At 69.1% G+C, this 16,300-nt stretch carries 15 protein-coding genes; 9 read left to right on the plus strand and 6 right to left on the minus strand.

From position 1 onward, the window contains the following. The first annotated feature begins 1 nt into the window (after nucleotide 1). Nucleotides 2-580, plus strand: coding sequence for a cysteine dioxygenase family protein (locus tag ABD151_RS12170; RefSeq protein ID WP_343994684.1), 579 nt, complete (start codon nucleotides 2-4; stop codon nucleotides 578-580). On the opposite strand, the gene ABD151_RS12175 is transcribed toward ABD151_RS12170, so the two are convergent. Both ABD151_RS12175 and ABD151_RS12180 read right to left on the minus strand, forming a co-directional pair. Then, on the minus strand, nucleotides 558-2,942 hold the full coding sequence (locus tag ABD151_RS12175; protein WP_343994686.1) for an LPXTG cell wall anchor domain-containing protein: 2,385 nt from the start codon (nucleotides 2,940-2,942) through the stop codon (nucleotides 558-560). The two genes, ABD151_RS12170 and ABD151_RS12175, sit on opposite strands and share 23 nt — an antisense overlap. Nucleotides 2,943-3,201: 259 nt before the next feature. Beyond that, nucleotides 3,202-4,578, minus strand: coding sequence for an MFS transporter (locus ABD151_RS12180; RefSeq protein ID WP_343994688.1), 1,377 nt, complete (start codon nucleotides 4,576-4,578; stop codon nucleotides 3,202-3,204). Nucleotides 4,579-4,718: 140 nt separating this feature from the next. On the opposite strand from ABD151_RS12180, the gene ABD151_RS12185 reads away from it, so the two are divergent. The 4 genes from ABD151_RS12185 to ABD151_RS12200 all read left to right on the plus strand — a co-directional run bounded on the left by ABD151_RS12185 (nucleotide 4,719) and on the right by ABD151_RS12200 (nucleotide 9,073). Next, the gene (locus ABD151_RS12185) at nucleotides 4,719-5,411 is read left to right on the plus strand and encodes an IclR family transcriptional regulator (protein ID WP_343994690.1); all 693 of its coding nucleotides are present in this window, start codon (nucleotides 4,719-4,721) and stop codon (nucleotides 5,409-5,411) included. Between the two features lie 121 nt (nucleotides 5,412-5,532). Next, nucleotides 5,533-6,393, plus strand: a complete 861-nt coding sequence (locus ABD151_RS12190; protein WP_343994692.1) for an alpha/beta fold hydrolase — start codon at nucleotides 5,533-5,535, stop codon at nucleotides 6,391-6,393. Nucleotides 6,394-6,404: 11 nt separating this feature from the next. Continuing rightward, nucleotides 6,405-8,138: a bifunctional 3-(3-hydroxy-phenyl)propionate/3-hydroxycinnamic acid hydroxylase MhpA gene (gene mhpA, locus ABD151_RS12195; protein WP_343994694.1), complete on the plus strand. Its 1,734-nt coding sequence runs from the start codon at nucleotides 6,405-6,407 to the stop codon at nucleotides 8,136-8,138. After that, on the plus strand, nucleotides 8,135-9,073 hold the full coding sequence (locus ABD151_RS12200; RefSeq protein ID WP_343994696.1) for a 3-carboxyethylcatechol 2,3-dioxygenase: 939 nt from the start codon (nucleotides 8,135-8,137) through the stop codon (nucleotides 9,071-9,073). The genes mhpA and ABD151_RS12200 overlap by 4 nt, the downstream gene beginning before the upstream one ends. A 39-nt stretch (nucleotides 9,074-9,112) precedes the next feature. Here the strand turns inward: ABD151_RS12200 and ABD151_RS12205 are convergent, their stop codons facing one another. Together ABD151_RS12205 and ABD151_RS12210 are read right to left on the minus strand one after the other, a co-directional pair. After that, the gene (locus ABD151_RS12205; protein ID WP_343994698.1) at nucleotides 9,113-9,625 is read right to left on the minus strand and encodes a DUF2231 domain-containing protein; all 513 of its coding nucleotides are present in this window, start codon (nucleotides 9,623-9,625) and stop codon (nucleotides 9,113-9,115) included. Between the two features lie 202 nt (nucleotides 9,626-9,827). Continuing rightward, nucleotides 9,828-10,361: a hypothetical protein gene (locus ABD151_RS12210; protein WP_343994729.1), complete on the minus strand. Its 534-nt coding sequence runs from the start codon at nucleotides 10,359-10,361 to the stop codon at nucleotides 9,828-9,830. 334 nt (nucleotides 10,362-10,695) lie between these two features. On the opposite strand from ABD151_RS12210, the gene ABD151_RS12215 reads away from it, so the two are divergent. Next, entirely contained in the window at nucleotides 10,696-11,790 is a 1,095-nt protein-coding gene (locus ABD151_RS12215) for an ATP-binding protein (RefSeq protein WP_343994700.1), read from the plus strand. A gap of 483 nt (nucleotides 11,791-12,273) precedes the next feature. Here ABD151_RS12215 and ABD151_RS12220 read toward each other — a convergent pair whose 3' ends face one another. Beyond that, nucleotides 12,274-12,666 (minus strand): ASCH domain-containing protein, encoded by a 393-nt coding sequence (locus ABD151_RS12220; protein WP_343994702.1) that lies wholly within the window; start codon nucleotides 12,664-12,666, stop codon nucleotides 12,274-12,276. Nucleotides 12,667-12,865: 199 nt separating this feature from the next. Next, complete coding sequence (locus tag ABD151_RS12225; RefSeq protein WP_343994704.1) at nucleotides 12,866-13,549, minus strand: Type 1 glutamine amidotransferase-like domain-containing protein; 684 nt, start codon at nucleotides 13,547-13,549, stop codon at nucleotides 12,866-12,868. A gap of 337 nt (nucleotides 13,550-13,886) precedes the next feature. Between ABD151_RS12225 and ABD151_RS12230 the strand changes: the two genes are divergently transcribed. From ABD151_RS12230 to ABD151_RS12240, 3 genes are all read left to right on the plus strand, one after another. After that, on the plus strand, nucleotides 13,887-14,414 hold the full coding sequence (locus ABD151_RS12230; RefSeq protein WP_343994706.1) for a nucleotidyltransferase domain-containing protein: 528 nt from the start codon (nucleotides 13,887-13,889) through the stop codon (nucleotides 14,412-14,414). Then, nucleotides 14,411-14,875, plus strand: coding sequence for a HEPN domain-containing protein (locus ABD151_RS12235; RefSeq protein WP_343994708.1), 465 nt, complete (start codon nucleotides 14,411-14,413; stop codon nucleotides 14,873-14,875). The genes ABD151_RS12230 and ABD151_RS12235 overlap by 4 nt, the downstream gene beginning before the upstream one ends. A gap of 1,055 nt (nucleotides 14,876-15,930) precedes the next feature. After that, nucleotides 15,931-16,296 carry a DUF5997 family protein gene (locus ABD151_RS12240; RefSeq protein WP_343994710.1) on the plus strand — a complete coding sequence of 122 codons (366 nt, stop codon included), beginning with the start codon at nucleotides 15,931-15,933 and terminating at the stop codon, nucleotides 16,294-16,296. Nucleotides 16,297-16,300 lie beyond the last annotated feature (4 nt).

The raw sequence follows: 16,300 nt of genomic DNA on the forward strand, positions 1-16,300 counted from the left end.
GATGACCAGAGAGACCGTTGCCGTGCAGAGCGAGATCCCCGAGGTGGCGCACTTCGCCGCCACCGTGCGGGGGCTGATCGCCCAAGGACTGGACGAGACGTCCCTGACCCAGGCGGTGCAGCGCGAGCTGACGGCGTTGCTGGCCACGGGATTCGAGATCCCGGAGCCGTTGCGCCGTCCCGACCCGGTCCGCTACGTGATGTACCCGCTTCATGTCGAGGCGGACGACTCCTTCTCCATCGCCAGTGCGGTCTGGGACGTCGGCCAGGGCACGCCGGTGCACGGCCACGAGACCTGGGGCGTGGTCGGGATCTACCGCGGCACCGAGGTCGAGACCCGCTACCAGAAGCCGGAGCGCCCGGACGTTCCGTTGCTCGCGCAGGGCACCGACTCCTGGGGCCCCGGCCAGGTCACCGTCTGCTGCACCACCGACGACGACGTGCACCAGGTCTCCTGCGGCGGCGACGAGCCGGTGATCGGCATCCACGTCTACGGCTCCGACATCGGCACCCTGCCCCGGCGCTCCTACGATCCGGAGACCGGGGCCGTGCACTGGTTCACCTCACGCTGGGCCGAGTGACCCTCCGGCGCATCAGCAGCGCTCCGGCCAGCGCGGCCAGCAAGGCGCCGCCCAGCACCGCCCACGTGACCGGCGAGCCGGCGTCAGGAAGCACGCCCCCCGGGCCGTCGTTCGCGTTGTCGTTGTCGTTGCCCGGGTCGGTGCCGGGGTCTGTCCCGGGGTCGGTCTGCGGATCGTCGTCGTTGGTGATGGTGCAGGTGACGTGGGTGCTCTCGATGATGCTGACCCGTCCGTCGGCGACGGACAACGGCTCCCCGTCCTCCAGGCAGACCCAGTCGCCGGCGGTGTAGCCGTCCGGCCCACCGGACTCGGTGAGGTCGTAGTCGCCGGCGGTGATCTCGGCCGCGGTCACCGCGGCGTCCCCGGTGACTCCGCTGATCGGGGTCGGGCCATCGGCCGACAGCTCCCAGTCCTCCGGCGAGGCCGAGCCGCCGTCGTCGTTCACCACCACCTTGGTCAAGGTGAGCGTGGTGGCGCATTCGACCTCGTTGGTGATCTGGATCCGCCGGGCCGGGAAGTCGGCGGTGGTCTCCAGGGGCAGCGGTAGATCGGCAGGGTCGCCGTCCACCTCGGTGACCTCCGCCGCGACCACCGTGCAGCCGCTGGGAAGCTCGCTGGTCTCGTCGACCGTGACCTGCTCGCCCTGCGCGTACCCGTTGCGCTCCTCACCCCATGGCTGGGCCGAGGCTCCGGCGGCGCCCGGCCCGGTGAGAGTGGCCTCGGCGCTCATCCCGGCCGGCTGCGAGCCTTCCGGATACTCGACTCCGTCGACAACCCAGAGCTTGTCGACGACGATCGCGGCACTGGCCCGGTTGTACATCGTGCAGACGACGAAGGCTCCGGCCGGCACCTCGATCGTGAACCCCGGCTCGTCCGGATCGCCGGAGGAGGTGACGGCGAGTGGTGCGTCAGCGGCCGTCCGGTTGCGGCAGACGGCGTTCTCGCCCGCCTGGGTGACGAGCTGATAGCCGTCCTGCTGGGTCTCGCTGATCGTCATCGCGGCATTGGCCATGCCGGCCGGGTAGTCGAGGTCGAAGTGGACCGCACCGGTGTCGTCGGAGGTCGTCTTCTGGTCGGGCAGGCCGCCGACGCCCGGGGTGCCTGTCGCCGAGAAGGTCCAGCCGGGGCCCGCGGGCTGGGCACCCGTGATGTCCTCCCCCGTGGTGCCGGGCGGGACGATCTCCTTGAAGACGGCGACCTGCTCCTCGCAGCGTGCCAGCGCGAGCTGACGCATCGCCTGCCCAGCCTCCTCATAGTCGTCGGCGTCGAAGTAGTCGGCGTCCTCGACGTCGGCCCCGTTGTACATGACGGGTCCCGACAGTGCCGCCAGGTTCTTGCGGCTGATGTCGTCCAGGCCGTTGCCGACGCCGACCGCGACCAGGCGGCTGCCCTCGGCCTTGATGGCGTTCGCCGAGTAGATGCCGTTCTCGACGTCGCGGAAGTGGGTCGTGCTCCCCGAGCCGAGCAACGGGTTGGCGCTGAACCGGGTCGGGTTGCCGTCGGTGATCACCACCACCAGGTCATAGCGGGGTGTCGCCTCGGCAACTGCCCACAGGCCCTGGTCCCAGTTGGTGCCGGCGCCGAGGACCCAGTTCGCGTAGGTGTCCTGTACCGCCTGTGCGCCGGCCGGGGTGGAGACCGAGCGCGGCTGCGGGTAGTTGGCGTCGGCTCCGGAGTTCGGCGAGGCGGCGTCGAAGGAGAAGAGCGCGACCCGCGACGGCGTGCCCACCAGCGCGTCGATGAAGGTGTCGGCCGCGCCCTTGAGGTTCGGCAGCGCCGAGCCGACCGAGGCGGAGAAGTCCATCACCAGGGCGACGTCCAGTCCGCAGGAGTCGGTGAGCGTCGGGTTGTTCCGCGACTGCTGCCAGACCCCTTCGGACTCCTCCTGCCCCGAGCCGCTGCCGGCGGATCCGAACATGAAGTCGCTGGTGCTGCGGTAGATGGTGCCGGCGGCCAGGGCCGGCGTCTGGAAGCGGTAGGGATTGTCCACCGAGCCGGAGCCGCTGCCGGCTCCGGTGCGCAGGCTGGCGTTCAGGTACCAACCGGCCGGGGCGGCGATCTGCTTGACCCAGAGCCGGGCCCCAGCATTGGGGCCGCCGTCGGCGGCACCCGGGACGACGAAGGAGCAGTCCCCGTCGGCGTCCGAGGTGCAGGTCGCCCAGGGCTCACCGATCGGCGTCGCATCGGCGGCGTCGGTGAACAGGCCCAGCTGCACTCCGGCCAGGGGTGCCACGGTGCGGGTGCCGGTCCGGTCACCGCCCACCGCGACCGTGACCACCGCGGTCTCCGGGCCAGGATCGGGAACGTCGGCGTCGGCGATGGTCAACGGCACGAGGGCGAGGGCGATCAGTCCGGCTGCCATGGCGGCTGCCGAGGCCCTGGGGAGATGGGCCACGAGAATTTCTCCTAGGGTTTGCTGTCCTAGGTCGCCCTCGATCCGCTCGACGGGCGCGGCCTCTCCAAGCACGCCCGGCGGCACACCTGGGATGCATGGATCAGGTGACGACGGAGCGGACATTCGGGTCCTGTCGGTCGATGTACATGGGGCTCTGCACAACGCCCGACCACCCTAGCCAGGTTCGTCGCCGCTCCGCCATCGTCAACCCGCCCTCAATGTGACCTCAGCGCGCGGAAACCGTCGGCTTCTCGACGCTGGGGTCACACTGAGCGTCGTCTTCCTCGTCCATCGCGTCGCGCCGGTTGGCGCCGCGGTAGGTGGCGTGCAGGGCGAGCACCGCGATGCCGGAGACCACCAGCACCAGGCCGTAGAGCTGGTACAGGTCGGGGGCGGTGAAGCCGCGCTCCTGCAGGAAGGTCGCGGTGTTCGGCGCGAAGAAGGCCACCACGCGCCCCAGGCCCATCATCAGGCCGACCGCGGCGGCCCGGACGCCGATCGAGTAGATCGAGGGGCTGATCGCGTAGTAGGCGGCCAGGCCGCCGTTGACGGCGAAGCCGATCGCGACCGCGAGCACCACCACCATCGTCCGGTCGGAGAAGAACTCGGCGAAGGCGAAGAAGACGACGGTGCCGAAGCCCATGATCAGCGCGGTGACCACCCGCGGGTGGAGCTTGCGCGAGACGTAGGCGAAGACCAGGGCGCCGATCACGCCACCGGCGGCGACCAGCGCCTGGGCGCGGATCCCGAACTCCGGGTCGCCGGTGGTCTCGGTGACCAGCTTGGCGGTCAGGCTGTTGGCGAAGTAGAACGCAGCGGTCAGCGTGGCGTAGGCGACCCAGAGCAGCAGCGTGCGGGGCAGCATCACGCCCCGCCACATCGAGGCGAGACCGGAGTTGTCGGCGGCGACCGGAGCCGGCGGCAGCTCGGTGGAGCGGGCCACGCCGATCCGGTCGGCGATCCGGTTGTACGCCTGCAGGGCACCGGCCGGACGACGCTGCACCAGGTAGTCGGCCGACTCCGGGAGCCGGACCACCGAGAGCAGGAAGAGCACGAAGGTCACGCCGGCTGCGAAGAAGTAGGGGCCGCGCCAGGTGAACGCGTCGATCAGCTCGACCGACAGGAAGCCGCCGATCGCCGCACCGAGCGGCAGGCCGATGCCGTAGACGCCCATCACCGCGCCGCGGCGCTCCTTGTTGGAGTACTCGGCAACCAGCACGTTGATGCTCGGCACGATCCCGCCCAGGAAGAGTCCGCTCAGGAAGCGGAAGGCGAGGAACGACTCGAACGACCAGGCCAGGCCGCTGAGCACCATCCCAGGAACGATGAACGCCAGCGAGAACAGGATGTGGCGACGGCGACCGATCCGGTCGGCCAACGGGCCGAGGACGACGGCGCCGATGCCCATGCCCAGAGTGCCGACCGAGGCGACGAGCCCCTGCTGGCCGCTGGCCAGTCCCCACTCCTGGGTGAGCGCCGGCAGCGTGAACGCGGTGATCAGGATCTCGTACCCGTCGATCATCGTGAGCAGGATGCAGATGGCGACGACCGACCACTGGAATCGGGTCATCGGGTTGTTGCGGATGGCCGCACTGAGGTTCATGGGGCTCCCCTTGCGTGCATTTATCGCACGGATAGGTGTCAATATCGAACAGAGTGAGGGCGATCACAGGGGGTTGTCAAGTCCCGCCTCGCGCCACCGGCCCCACCTCGCAGCGACGGCGACCCTCTAGGCTGCGGCCCATGGAACCCGCGCGTACGACGACTGCCGGCTCACAGACCCTGGCTCGCGGCCTCCGGGCGCTCGAGCTGGTCGCAGCCGCGCGCGACGGCATGAGCGTGCAGGAGATCGCCGACGAGCTCGACGTGCACCGATCGATCGCCTCGCGGCTCCTGGCCACGCTCGCCGAGTTCCGCCTGACCACCCGCGGACAGGACAACCGCTACCGCCCCGGAGCCGGCCTGGCCGCTCTCTCGGCCGGCGTGCACCTCACCCTGCGCGAGGCCGCCGATCCGGTGTTGCGCGACCTCGCCGCCGAGTTGAACGCCACCGTCTCGCTGCTGGTCGTCGAGGGCGATGAGGCGGTCGCGCTCGCCGTCGTCGAGCCGCCGCGCGCCAACTACCTGATCTCGTTCCGCGCCGGCGGGCACCACCCACTGGGTCGCGGATCGGCCGGCGTCGCCCTGCTGGCCGCCGCCGCGCCCATTCCCGGCGAGGCGCCCGCGATCACCGAGGCCCGCAAGCGCGGATACGCGAGCACCTTCGGCGAGGTGGAGCCCGGTGCGTACGGGGTCGCCGTCCCGCTGCCGCCGACGCCCGGGATGCCGCGCGCCTGCCTCAACCTGATCACCCACCGGGTCGAGCTGGCCGAGGCCGCCCCGCCCACCCTGATCGCCGCGGCCGAGCGCCTCCACGCCACCCTCACCTCAATGTGACCTCACGGTCGCAATTCACCGCCTAATCGAGCGCTGAGCTCACATTGAGCGGGGCTGCCCCTTGCCCAAACACGTGCAGATAACGCATCCTGTTGTGCAGATATCGAGCATTGGAGTCGAGATGACCGTCAGCCAGGAGTCCACCGCACGCGAGGCAACCCTCAGCTCCGGGACCCACATCCACTACTACGAGGCCGGCGACGCGACCGCTCCGACCGTCGTCCTGCTGCACGGGTCGGGCCCCGGCGCCACCGGTTGGTCGAACTTCTCCGGCAACATCGGCGCCATCGCCGACGCCGGCTTCCACGTGATCGCCCCCGACATGCCCGGGTGGGGCAAGTCGTCCGCGGTCGCCACCGTCGACATGGACCACGACCAGGACCTGGTCGGCCTGCTCGACGCCCTCGGCCTGGACAGCGTTGCCCTGGTCGGCAACTCGATGGGCGCGCACACCGCCATCCGGTTCGCGACCCTGCACCCCGAGCGGATCACCCACCTGGTCACCATGGGCGCCTCGCTGGGCCGCGGCGCGGCCTCGCTGTTCGGCCCCGGCGACGGCCCCAGCGAGGGCCTCAAGGTGCTGGTTCGCGCCTACAAGGACGCCAGTCCGGAGAACATGAAGGCCCTGGTCGAGATCATGACCTACGACAAGGCCCGCTTCGCCACCCCCGAGCTGACCGGTGCCCGCTCGGCGGCCGCGCTGGAGCGCCCCGACCACCTGGCCAACTACGTCGCGGGCCTGGCCCACGGCGCGCCGATCCCGATCAAGGTCGACCGCTCGAAGCTGCCCGACATCGCCGTGCCGACCCTGCTGATCCACGGCAAGGACGACCGGGTGCTGCACTTCGAGGTCAGCCTCAACCTGCTCGCGAACATCCCGAACTCGCGCCTGGTGCTGCTGAACCGTTGCGGGCACTGGGCGATGATCGAGCACGCCGAGGAGTTCAACCGCCTGGTCGTCGACTTCCTCACCCACAACTGAGGGGCACGACGATGACCACCGCGACCCCCTCGGCGCTCGACGCCGACGTCATCATCATCGGCGCCGGCCCGGTCGGCCTGACCCTGGCCAACCTGCTCGGCATGCGCGGCCAGCGCGCGCTGGTCCTCGAGGCACGCGACGAGCTGATCGACTACCCGCGCGGCGTCGGCCTCGACGACGAGTCGGTGCGCACCCTGCAGACCGCGGGCCTGTGGGACGCCGTCCGCCCCTACACGGTGCCGCATCACGTGGTCCGCTTCGTCAACGGCAAGGGCCAGGTGCTGGCCACCAACGATCCGCGCACCGACGAATTCGGCCACCCCCGCAAGCACGGCTTCATCCAGCCGCTGGTCGACAAGGAGCTCGCCGCCGGCCTCGACCGCTTCGCCCACACCGACCTGCGCTTCGGGCACACCGTGGCCGGGCTGAGCGAGGACGACGGTCACGTCACCGTGACCGCCGAGCTCGCCGACGGCAGCACCACCGAGCTGCGCGCCGCCTACGTGGTCGGCTGCGAGGGCGGCCGCTCCTTCACCCGCAGCTGGATGGGCGTCGAGTTCGTCGGCAAGTCACCCTCCACGCGCTGGCTGGTCGTCGACGTCGAGAACGACCCGCTCGGCACCCCCTCGGTCTACCTGGGCGCCGACCCACGTCGGCCCTACGTCTCGATCGGCCTGCCGCACGGCATCCGCCGCTGGGAGTTCATGCTCTTCGACGACGAGGCCACCGAGCTGGTCGAGCAGCCCGAGTTCATGGCCCGGCTGCTGGCGCCGCACGTGCCGGACCCGAGCAGCCTGAACGTGATCAACCAGCGGGTCTTCACCCACCACGGACGGATCGCCTCGACGTTCCGCAAGGGCCGGGTGCTGATCGCCGGCGACGCCGCGCATCTGATGCCGGTGTGGCTGGGCCAGGGCTGGAACTCCGGCATCCGCGACGCCACCAACCTGGCCTGGAAGCTGACCGCTGTGCTCACCGGCCAGGCGAGCGAGCAGCTGCTCGACACCTACACCGATGAGCGGCACCAGCACGCCTTGGACATGATCGATGTGAACATGGCGGCCGGCGCGATCATGAAGTGCGGTCCGATCAAGGGCAGGCTCCGCGACCTGGCTGCGGCGGCACTCAACGTGGCGCCGTCCGCGAAGGCGTACTTCTCCGAGCTCCGGTTCAAGCCGATGCCGCGCTACGGCAAGGGCGTCGTCGTCGACCAGGCCACGCTGACGCCGGGCCGCAGCGACGCCAGCCTCAAGGGCGGGCGGCTGCAGCCGTTCATCGACAACGCCGCGTCGCTCTCCCCGGTGGGCCTGCAGTTCATCCAGCCGCGGGTGAACACGGCCACCAGCACCAACGCACTGCTCGACGACGTCCTCGGCGACTGGTGGACGCTCGCCTGTTGGGGCAACGATCCGTCGCGCCATCTCGGGCCCGCCGAGCTCGACCTCGTGCGTGCACACGGGATCCGGCTGGTGAGCATCATGCCGGAGACGCAACGCGGGTGGGCCGAGAAGGAGTTCGCCGACTCCCCCGTCCCGGTGACCGTGGTCGGGGACGTCGACGGTCGGCTCAAGTCGTGGTTCGACACCCGCGCCTGCGGCGTGGTGCTGCTGCGACCCGACCGGTTCGTGGCGGCCGCCTGCCTCGCCCAGCAGACCACCGCGGCCCTGCACGCCGCCCTCGCCTCGGCCTCCTACCGGACGCCCGGGCTCTCCCTGATCCCCGCAGCCGAAGGAGCATCCGCATGACGCTCGCCCTGACCTGCATGTCGCACAGCCCGCTTCTCGAGCACGGCGACCCGCCCGCCGAGGTCGTGGAGGCCGTCGAGGGCGCCTTCGCCACCGCCCGGGCCTTCGTCGCCGACTACCAGCCGACACTGGTCGTCTCGTTCGCCCCGGACCACTACAACGGCTTCTTCTACGACCTGATGCCGCCGTTCTGCATCGGCTACGAGGCCCTCGGCGTCGGCGACTACGGCACCACCGAAGGGCCGTTGGACGTGCCCACCGAGTTGGCCGAACGCCTTGCCCAGCACGTGATCGACGCCGACGTGGACGTCGCGATCTCGCGCCGGATGGAGGTCGACCACGGTGCGATCCAGCCCCTGGAGATCCTCTTCGGCGGCATCGACACCGTGCCCGCGATCCCGGTCTTCGTCAACGGCGTCGCCAAGCCGTTCACCCGGATGCGCCGGATCCGGCAGCTGGGTGCCGCGATCGGCTCCTTCCTCGCCGACCTCGACGAGCGGGTGCTGCTGATCGGCTCCGGTGGGCTGTCGCACGACCCGCCGGTGCCGCAGTGGGCGACCGCGAGCGAGCCGCAGCGCGCGATGCTGCTCAACGGTCGCCACCCCACCGCCGAGGCGCGCGACGCCCGCCAGCAGCGGGTGATCGAGACGGCGAAGGCCTTCGCTGCCGGCGAGGCTCCGATCCGCGACCTGAACCCGGAGTGGGACCAGGCGATGATGGACGCCTTCGCCTCCGGCGACCTGACCGCGCTGGACGCGATGACGCCGGATCAGATGACCGCCGACGCCGGCAACTCGGCACACGAGGTGCGCACCTGGCTGGCCGCCTTCAGCGCACTCTCCGCCGCCGGCTCGTACGAGGTGGCGTCGTCGTTCTACCGACCGATCCCGGAGTACATCGCCGGCTTCGGCGTCGTCACCGCCCGCTCAATGTGACCTCAGCGCGCACTTTCGCCCTCAAAGTCGACGCTGAGGTCACATTGAGCGGTTGCGCAACGCGAGATGCCCGCCGAGGAAGCCGGCACCGGCGGCGACCAGGTTGCCGGCCAGCGCGAGCCTGACCCCGGTTGCATGGTCGTCGCGGAGGCGCGCGACCAGGGAGCCGAGGAAGAGCAAGGTCGCGACGTCGGTGCTCAGCGAATGGATGGCACCGATCCGCCGGTCCTCGCCGTGCATGCCCGCCCAGTCCGCAGCACCTGCGAGCGCGGTCGGCACCGAGGCCGCCATGCCCAACCCGACCAGCAACGTAGCGCCGTTGCGCGCCCGCTCGCCGCCGGCGACGTCCAGCAACGACGCACTGAGCCAACACCCGAGCGTGACGTCGGTGAGCATCGGATGCACCGGATGGCCGAGCGCATCGGTATGGAAGACACTCCGCTGAGCCCACCGCAGCAAAGGCCCGTAGACCTTCGTCTGGACGTTCGCGACACCCTCCGCGACGGGGCTCTCGCCCACGGCCCGGAGCACGCGCTGCGGCAGCGACGACATCTCGTCAGCGTACGAAGAGTCGGCCCGGGGTTCATCCCGCACACTGAATAACCGCTGCCTCGACACGGCGGTAGGAACCGGTTGAGCACATCCTCGGCGGCGTGCATACTGGATCTCGCCTGCGACGCTGAGTTGCAGGAAGTGAGCCCGAGACCCGGCCGGACGACCGTGGCGCTCGGGTTTCGCGTGTCTCAGGGACTGCTCACACGGCTCGGACTTCGAGGACGACGGGCCTTACCCGCTCGCGCCACTCGCCCCCGCGTGCCCAGGACCACGCAATCGCATCCGGGATCGCCAGCAGCATCTCCGCGTGGCGGGGCAGGTGGTCGTAGGAGATCCGCGCACGAGCCCCGGCAGCGCGGGTGAGCTCGATCATCCTCGGCCGGTCCCAGCTGACCAGGGACTCGTCACGGTCGAAGATCACGCTGGCCTCAGGGTGCCTCGCCGCGTCGTCAACCAGAGCGGCAAGGCAACGCGCACGACGCTCCCTCTCTGTCCCGGCCCGACCCGCGTCGTAGATGACGGCGTGGATCCCGTCCAGCTCCCCGAGGTGGACGATGGCGTGGGCGATCTGGCGGCGCCGAGAGTCCCCTTCGTCCTTCATGTGGAGGGAACGCTGTCGCGGCAGGACCAGAGCGCTCAGCTCGTTGCGTGGCAGGGCGAGTCGAGGGCGCGGACCTGACGCGACTGCCACCAGGTAGCCCTTGGCCTTCGACTCGTCCACGTAGAAGTGCATGCCCACCCGATGCTCTCCTCGCGTCCTCGCTGATCGCCTGGCTGCTCGGTCGAACCGTCCCTCCACCTCGGGCCTCTTCCCGACCGCCAGCCCGAGGTCGGCATCCAGCAAGCTATCCCGTCGCTGCGGCGTTGTCTCACGCCCATCCACAGGCGCACACACTGCGACTGCGTACTCATGTGCGGAATCGTTCTCACCCTTTGCGGACGAGGTCCCGCGACGGTCGGCGCGTAACCGCGACGCCTGCAAGGATCATGGTGACGCTGGCCTCGCCCCCACACGCAGCGTGAGCGCGGGCGCCTTCCCTCGCCACCCCACAGCCCCAGGAGCCCTGATGCCGAAGCTTCCCCTCCACATCGGCCACGATCTGGAGACCGGTGACCCGTTCCTGCTGGACGGCGCGAAGTTCAACCGGCACACCTTCTGGTGCGGTCAGAGCGGGTCCGGCAAGACCTATGCGCTGGGCGTGATCCTGGAGCAGCTGCTGCTCGACACCGGTCTTCCGTTGTTGGTGCTGGACCCGAACTCCGACTACGTGCACCTAGGCACCCCGCGCGAGGACGCGGCGCCGGATGCGGCGCAGCGACTGACCGCGTGCGACGTCCGCGTCTTCGGTGCGCGCGAGAAGGACGGCGCCGCGCTGCGGGTGAGGCTCACGGAGCTGGACCTGCCGGCCCGCGCCGCAGTCCTGCGCCTCGATCCGGTCGAGGACGCCGAGGAGTACCAGGTGTTGCGCGAGCTGGACGCGGCCTACGGCGGCCAGGACGGCGCCGAGATGATGCGCTCGCTCATCTCTTCCGCAGAGCCTGCTCGGCAACGCCTGGCTCGCCGCATCCAGAACCTTGCCGTGGACGACTGGGACGTGTGGGCACGTGGCGGCACGGGCGTGGAGGCGACGGTGATGCAACGCCCCGACGCCATGGTCCTCGACCTCGGGGGCTTCCGGTTCGCCGAGGAGCCGGCGGCCGCCGCCCTCGCCGTCCTGGACCGGCTCTGGCAGTCCCGCGCGGAGCGCTCGCCGGTGCTGATCGTGATCGACGAGGCACACAACATCTGCCCGGCCGAGCCGACGACGCCGTTGCAGCGCGCCATCGTCGACCGGCTGATCCAGATCGCCGCAGAGGGCCGCAAGTACGGGCTGTGGCTCCTGCTCTCCACGCAGCGGCCGTCCAAGATCCACCCGCAGGTGCTCTCCCAGTGCGACAACCTCGCGCTGATGCGCACCAACTCCCCCGCCGACCTCGACCACATCGGCCGGTTCTTCGGTGCCACCCCGCGTCACCTGCTCGACACCGCGCCCACCGCCGCCCAGGGGCAGGTCCTCTTCTCCGGCGGCTTCGTCGCCGAGCCCCGGCGCGCGCAGATGGGCGTGCGGCTCACCCCCGAAGGCGGCTCGGACGTGGCGGTCCCGCCCACGCGCGGAGCCTGAGGGGGCGCGCATCCTCCTCTAGGTGCATCACAGCCCAAGCAGCGCCGCTGGGACCACCGCGATCCCGTCCGGGCGCCGATAGGCATCACATCCAGTGGTCACCACCACGGCGTCCAGCAGGTCCTCGCCCAACTGGTCTCGAAGCCAGAGCAGGTGGCGCACATCAGCATCGCCAACGGTCGCTGACAACTTCACTTCCACTGCTAGGACACGGGAGTCGTCACGGACCACGAGGAAGTCGATCTCTCGCTCTCCGCCTTTAGTTCGAAGGTGCCGCACCTTGGCCTTCAACGACGATGGCAGGCAGGCCGGGCAACAGTTCGTCGAGTTCGTCGTCAATGACCCGACGCCGGTAACCGGACACAGCGGAAGAAGTCCTCGGCATAGAGCCACACTGCCATTCGCCGACTAGTTACGCTACAAATCGTCGCCCTCGAGCACTACAGATCGACGGATGATGCCATGTGCCTCACGCTGCCGCCGTCAGACCAGCACGAAGCTCAAGCAGACCACCGGCGTCTCGTCGGTGACGGCGACGCCGGCCCGCCGCCAGTAGTTGAGGTGTCCCTCGCGCCACTCCGCCAGGTCGGCATCGCCCTCACCCTCGGAGTGCGCGAACGACCACGGGACGTCGACGAACGGCACCACCTCGACGGCGGTCACCTCCACGGTGGCGATCGAGCGGCCGTCGTCGTCCAACAGGGCCAGTCGCTCACCGACGGTCTCGATCGCCTCGCCGTCCTCTTGGTACTCGCTCACCAAGCCCGCCGTCGCCCGCTTCTTGCCGGCGAGCACGAGGCTGTTGAGCCGCTCGCGCAGCTCACCCGACGTGCCAAGCTCCAGCGCGCGGAGTCCATCGATCCTGGGCCACGTCATCGGTCCCTCCCTCTCCGTACCTCGACAGCGAACAGATTGCGAGGAACCTCAGCCTCACGCCCCCGACATACTCCCGCAAGAGCCATCCCTCCGGCACCACATGCAGCGCCTCGCCGCCGGTCGCCTTCGTCGCGATCGTCGGCGCCACCGCGCAAAGGGCTCCAGGTCTGCTGCGGCCTGCGAATGCGCTGTGGTCGCATCACGCACCAGCCTGCGAGGAGAACAGCCTCCACTCACCCTCCGAGACGACCTCCACGGTGCCGTCGACGACCGTGATCGCGGTCTGGTCGTCGATGGCGTAGGCGGGGCCGGCAATGCCGCCGGCCCATTGCTCTGCCTCGGCCATCGAGTTGCCCGGCATGCCGTCGGGACCAAGATGGGGAAAGACCGAGAAGTCGACGACGCCCAGCGTGCGGTCGTCACCACTCGGCGGTCGCCACTGGATGAACTCTTCGCCGACGTCGGGGGTCAGCACCATGCTTCCCGCACTCAGGCCCACCCAGACCGTGTCGGTCAGCGACGGGATCAGGTCAGCCAGCCCGGACTCCCGCATCCAGTGGCACAGGTAGAGGACGTCGCCGCCGGCCACCAGGAGGACGTCCGTCTCTCGGACCAGCGGCACCCAACGCTCTTCAGCGATGCTCGGCAGCGCGGTGAGCTCCAGGACGCCGACGGACTTCCAGCCCAGGTCCACCATCGGGTTCTCGGACTGGCCGCTGATGAAGTTCCACGCCCTCGTGCCCGGGCCGACCCCCGGGTGTCCGTACATCGCCGTGGGGATGCAGAGGGCGGTCGCATCCGCAATCGGCTTGCCCAGCTGGTCGACCAGCGCCGCGCGAATGCTCGCGTTCGTGACGCCGCCGGAGGTGAGGAGGAGCTTCACGGAGTCTCCCGACGAGAGGTGGAAGGGTTGACGTGCTGACCGGTGACCCGTCTCCGAATCATCGCCGTACGCCCAGACCCGGCAGCGGGTGCGCGAGGTGAAGCCGCGATGGATTCTGACAATGACCGCCTGAGCGTGTGGCCAGCGGACATCGCCGAAGACGACGAGCCCGTTAGACCTCTCAAGTCGGAGCGCTCCGCGATGCGAAGCTAGATAACGGCGCACTACCCTTGAAGTTCACCTAAGAGGTAACGATACTGAACCTGTTATGCGAACTTCGTCATCACCGCTGTTGCCGCTCCTGAGATCAAGGGTCCAGGGCGACCTGCTGGCGCTCGTGTACCTGAACCCTGGCGAGGAGTACAGCATCACCGAGGTCGCGAACCGCATCGGTGCCTCCGTGAAATCCGTCCACCAGGAGGTCACCCGCCTAGTGGCATCAGGACTGCTGGCCGACCGGAAGGTCGGTACTTCCCGGCTAGTCCGCGCCGTCGAAGACTCGCCTCTCACTCGTCCGTTGACCGACTTGTTGGCCGTCACGTACGGCCCGCTTCCTGTTCTCACCCGTGCGCTCCGCGGAATCGACGGCATTGAGCAGGCGTTCATCTACGGTTCGTGGGCCGCGCGTTACAACGGCGAACCGGGGACGGTGCCAGCCGACGTGGATGTCCTGGTCATCGGTGATGTCGACCCCGACGAGCTCGACGATCGCGCCCGCGAGGCCGAAGCCGTGCTCCGGCGCGAGGTCAACATCCGACGGCTGCGTCCTGCCACCTGGAAGCGCCAGGAAGACCCGTTTGTGGTGACGGTGAGATCGCGCCCTCTGGTCGCGTTGCACCTGATCCCCGAGGGGAGTGCTGCATGAAGTGGCAACAAGGTCGAGCTGCGATCGACAGGATGATCGCCGACGGAGAGCTTGAACATGTCCAGGCGAGCCGCGATCACGCCGACCGATTGCTCACCCAGGCGCGACGGCACCTCGAGTCCGCTGAGTCGACCTGCGCCTCAGAACCGGAAGGTGCCTACGGCACGTTGTACGACGCTGGCCGCAAAGCGCTGTGGGCGATCTTGGCCAACCAGGGGCTGCGACCAACCTCGAAGGGCGGGCACCTCGCGGTCTATCACGCAGTGAGAGCCCAACTCGACCCACCGATGGGGCAACAACTGCGGCCCTTCGACCGCATGCGGCGCCAGAGGCACGACGCCGAGTACCCGCAGATCGACACACCTGAGCTCCACCCCGACGACATCCGCGACGACCTTCCCAAGATCAGCGAGATCGTCGACATCGCCGAACGAGTCCTCGACAACATGTCGGTCTACTGACCCTCCACCCCGTTCTCGACAGGGGTGTGCGGAGAGGGCGCCGCCACAGCGACTCCGTTGGGGCTCGAAGCGTGACGAGGCCGCCGGAACTACAACTGTCACTTCACCAGATAGTCGCGGCGGGCAAGACCCCTGCGTGCGGCGTAACGGAAATTCGACTTGATTGTCTGGACGAGAGGCATGCGCCCGAGTCGAAATCTGAATCGCCACCGATGCTGTACCGGGTGCAGATGCTATGGATACTCCCATTTCTGGTTACCTTGCCAGATGTGAGGGACATGGCAGAGGAACTGCGGGGCAGACCTGTTCGCCGACTGGAGGCGTTTATCGTGCGCACCCCCGGGTCAGGGCGAATTCCCTCGACAGTGACCTGGAACGCCTCAGCGCTAGGGACTGCTGCACCGATAGGTGACACCGAAGGGTTTCGCCCGCGACCGAGGGTCGTTGGAAGGCTGGCCGGAGTCGAGCACCGGCTGCATCACCTTCATCTGCTTCATTTGCTTCATCAGCCCTCGTGTGTGCTGCTCAACCTCACCCAAGTACCACCGCTGAAGCGGTCCTGGATACAACCACGCAACCGTAACGACCGCAGCGACTCTCACCACCGGCACGGCAACAACCCGGAGTAGTCCTCGGCATCGAACACATCCACGTTCCCAGGATGACGACCGCCACCGACAGATTGAGGCACACGACTCTGGTTGAAGGTGTGTCGTTCCTCGTGCGTCCGATGGCCGGTCCAGGGGGTCTGCCCCATTTCATGACTCGCGGAGCCGGGTGCCTGCTGAGTCGGCTACGCGAGGAACCGCGACCACGGTTCGACAGCCGGTGCGCTTTCGAGGAGGAACACGTTCTCGTGGTGCGGAATGAGCCCGCCTTACCGCCGCAAGTGCACGTCATCCTGCCCAGGAAACAGCAACCAGAGGCCAGCCTGTCGGCCGCGTACACCACCCCAGCGGGCACCAGCCCGCAGGCTGCCGATGCCAACCACATGCCGTACCGCCCAGACCGCCTCCCAGCCCCGCTCCCCCGCAGCGCTGACTATCGTGGAGTCGATGATCACCCGCCGCGAAGCCGCCCAACGCCTGGACATCTCCTTGGAGATGGCCTCGCGGCACGGCCTGCCCTCGACCCTCACCGAAGCCCAGCTGAACGAGATCGAGGAGAACCCGCCGCCGTGGCTGGTTCAGTCCCGCGCCAATCGGACCGGCAAGAAGCCGGTCTGGGTCGACCTGGTGTGCGTCGTCTGCGGAATCGCCGAGAAGGCAAGGCCGAAGAAGTGGTGGCCCACGTTCACCTACGTCAGCTGTGACTCACACGACCCCTCCAGCCTGCCGCCGGCACACGCCGGCGAGGTGCGCGCGGAGATCCCGGGCGTCGGCGGCCGCTTCACCGGTTGGGTCGACACACCCGTGGACTGATCCG

Source organism: Nocardioides dubius (assembly GCF_039528155.1).
GTDB lineage: Bacteria > Actinomycetota > Actinomycetes > Propionibacteriales > Nocardioidaceae > Nocardioides > Nocardioides dubius.

Coding starts and splice junctions, on each gene's coding strand:
- ABD151_RS12170 (WP_343994684.1), top strand. CDS start 2: ATGACCAGAGAGACCGTTGCCGTGCAGAGCGAGATCCCCGAGGTGGCG.
- ABD151_RS12175 (WP_343994686.1), bottom strand. CDS start 2,942: ATGGCAGCCGGACTGATCGCCCTCGCCCTCGTGCCGTTGACCATCGCC.
- ABD151_RS12180 (WP_343994688.1), bottom strand. CDS start 4,578: ATGAACCTCAGTGCGGCCATCCGCAACAACCCGATGACCCGATTCCAG.
- ABD151_RS12185 (WP_343994690.1), top strand. CDS start 4,719: ATGGAACCCGCGCGTACGACGACTGCCGGCTCACAGACCCTGGCTCGC.
- ABD151_RS12190 (WP_343994692.1), top strand. CDS start 5,533: ATGACCGTCAGCCAGGAGTCCACCGCACGCGAGGCAACCCTCAGCTCC.
- mhpA (WP_343994694.1), top strand. CDS start 6,405: ATGACCACCGCGACCCCCTCGGCGCTCGACGCCGACGTCATCATCATC.
- ABD151_RS12200 (WP_343994696.1), top strand. CDS start 8,135: ATGACGCTCGCCCTGACCTGCATGTCGCACAGCCCGCTTCTCGAGCAC.
- ABD151_RS12205 (WP_343994698.1), bottom strand. CDS start 9,625: ATGTCGTCGCTGCCGCAGCGCGTGCTCCGGGCCGTGGGCGAGAGCCCC.
- ABD151_RS12210 (WP_343994729.1), bottom strand. CDS start 10,361: ATGCACTTCTACGTGGACGAGTCGAAGGCCAAGGGCTACCTGGTGGCA.
- ABD151_RS12215 (WP_343994700.1), top strand. CDS start 10,696: ATGCCGAAGCTTCCCCTCCACATCGGCCACGATCTGGAGACCGGTGAC.
- ABD151_RS12220 (WP_343994702.1), bottom strand. CDS start 12,666: ATGACGTGGCCCAGGATCGATGGACTCCGCGCGCTGGAGCTTGGCACG.
- ABD151_RS12235 (WP_343994708.1), top strand. CDS start 14,411: ATGAAGTGGCAACAAGGTCGAGCTGCGATCGACAGGATGATCGCCGAC.
- ABD151_RS12240 (WP_343994710.1), top strand. CDS start 15,931: ATGATCACCCGCCGCGAAGCCGCCCAACGCCTGGACATCTCCTTGGAG.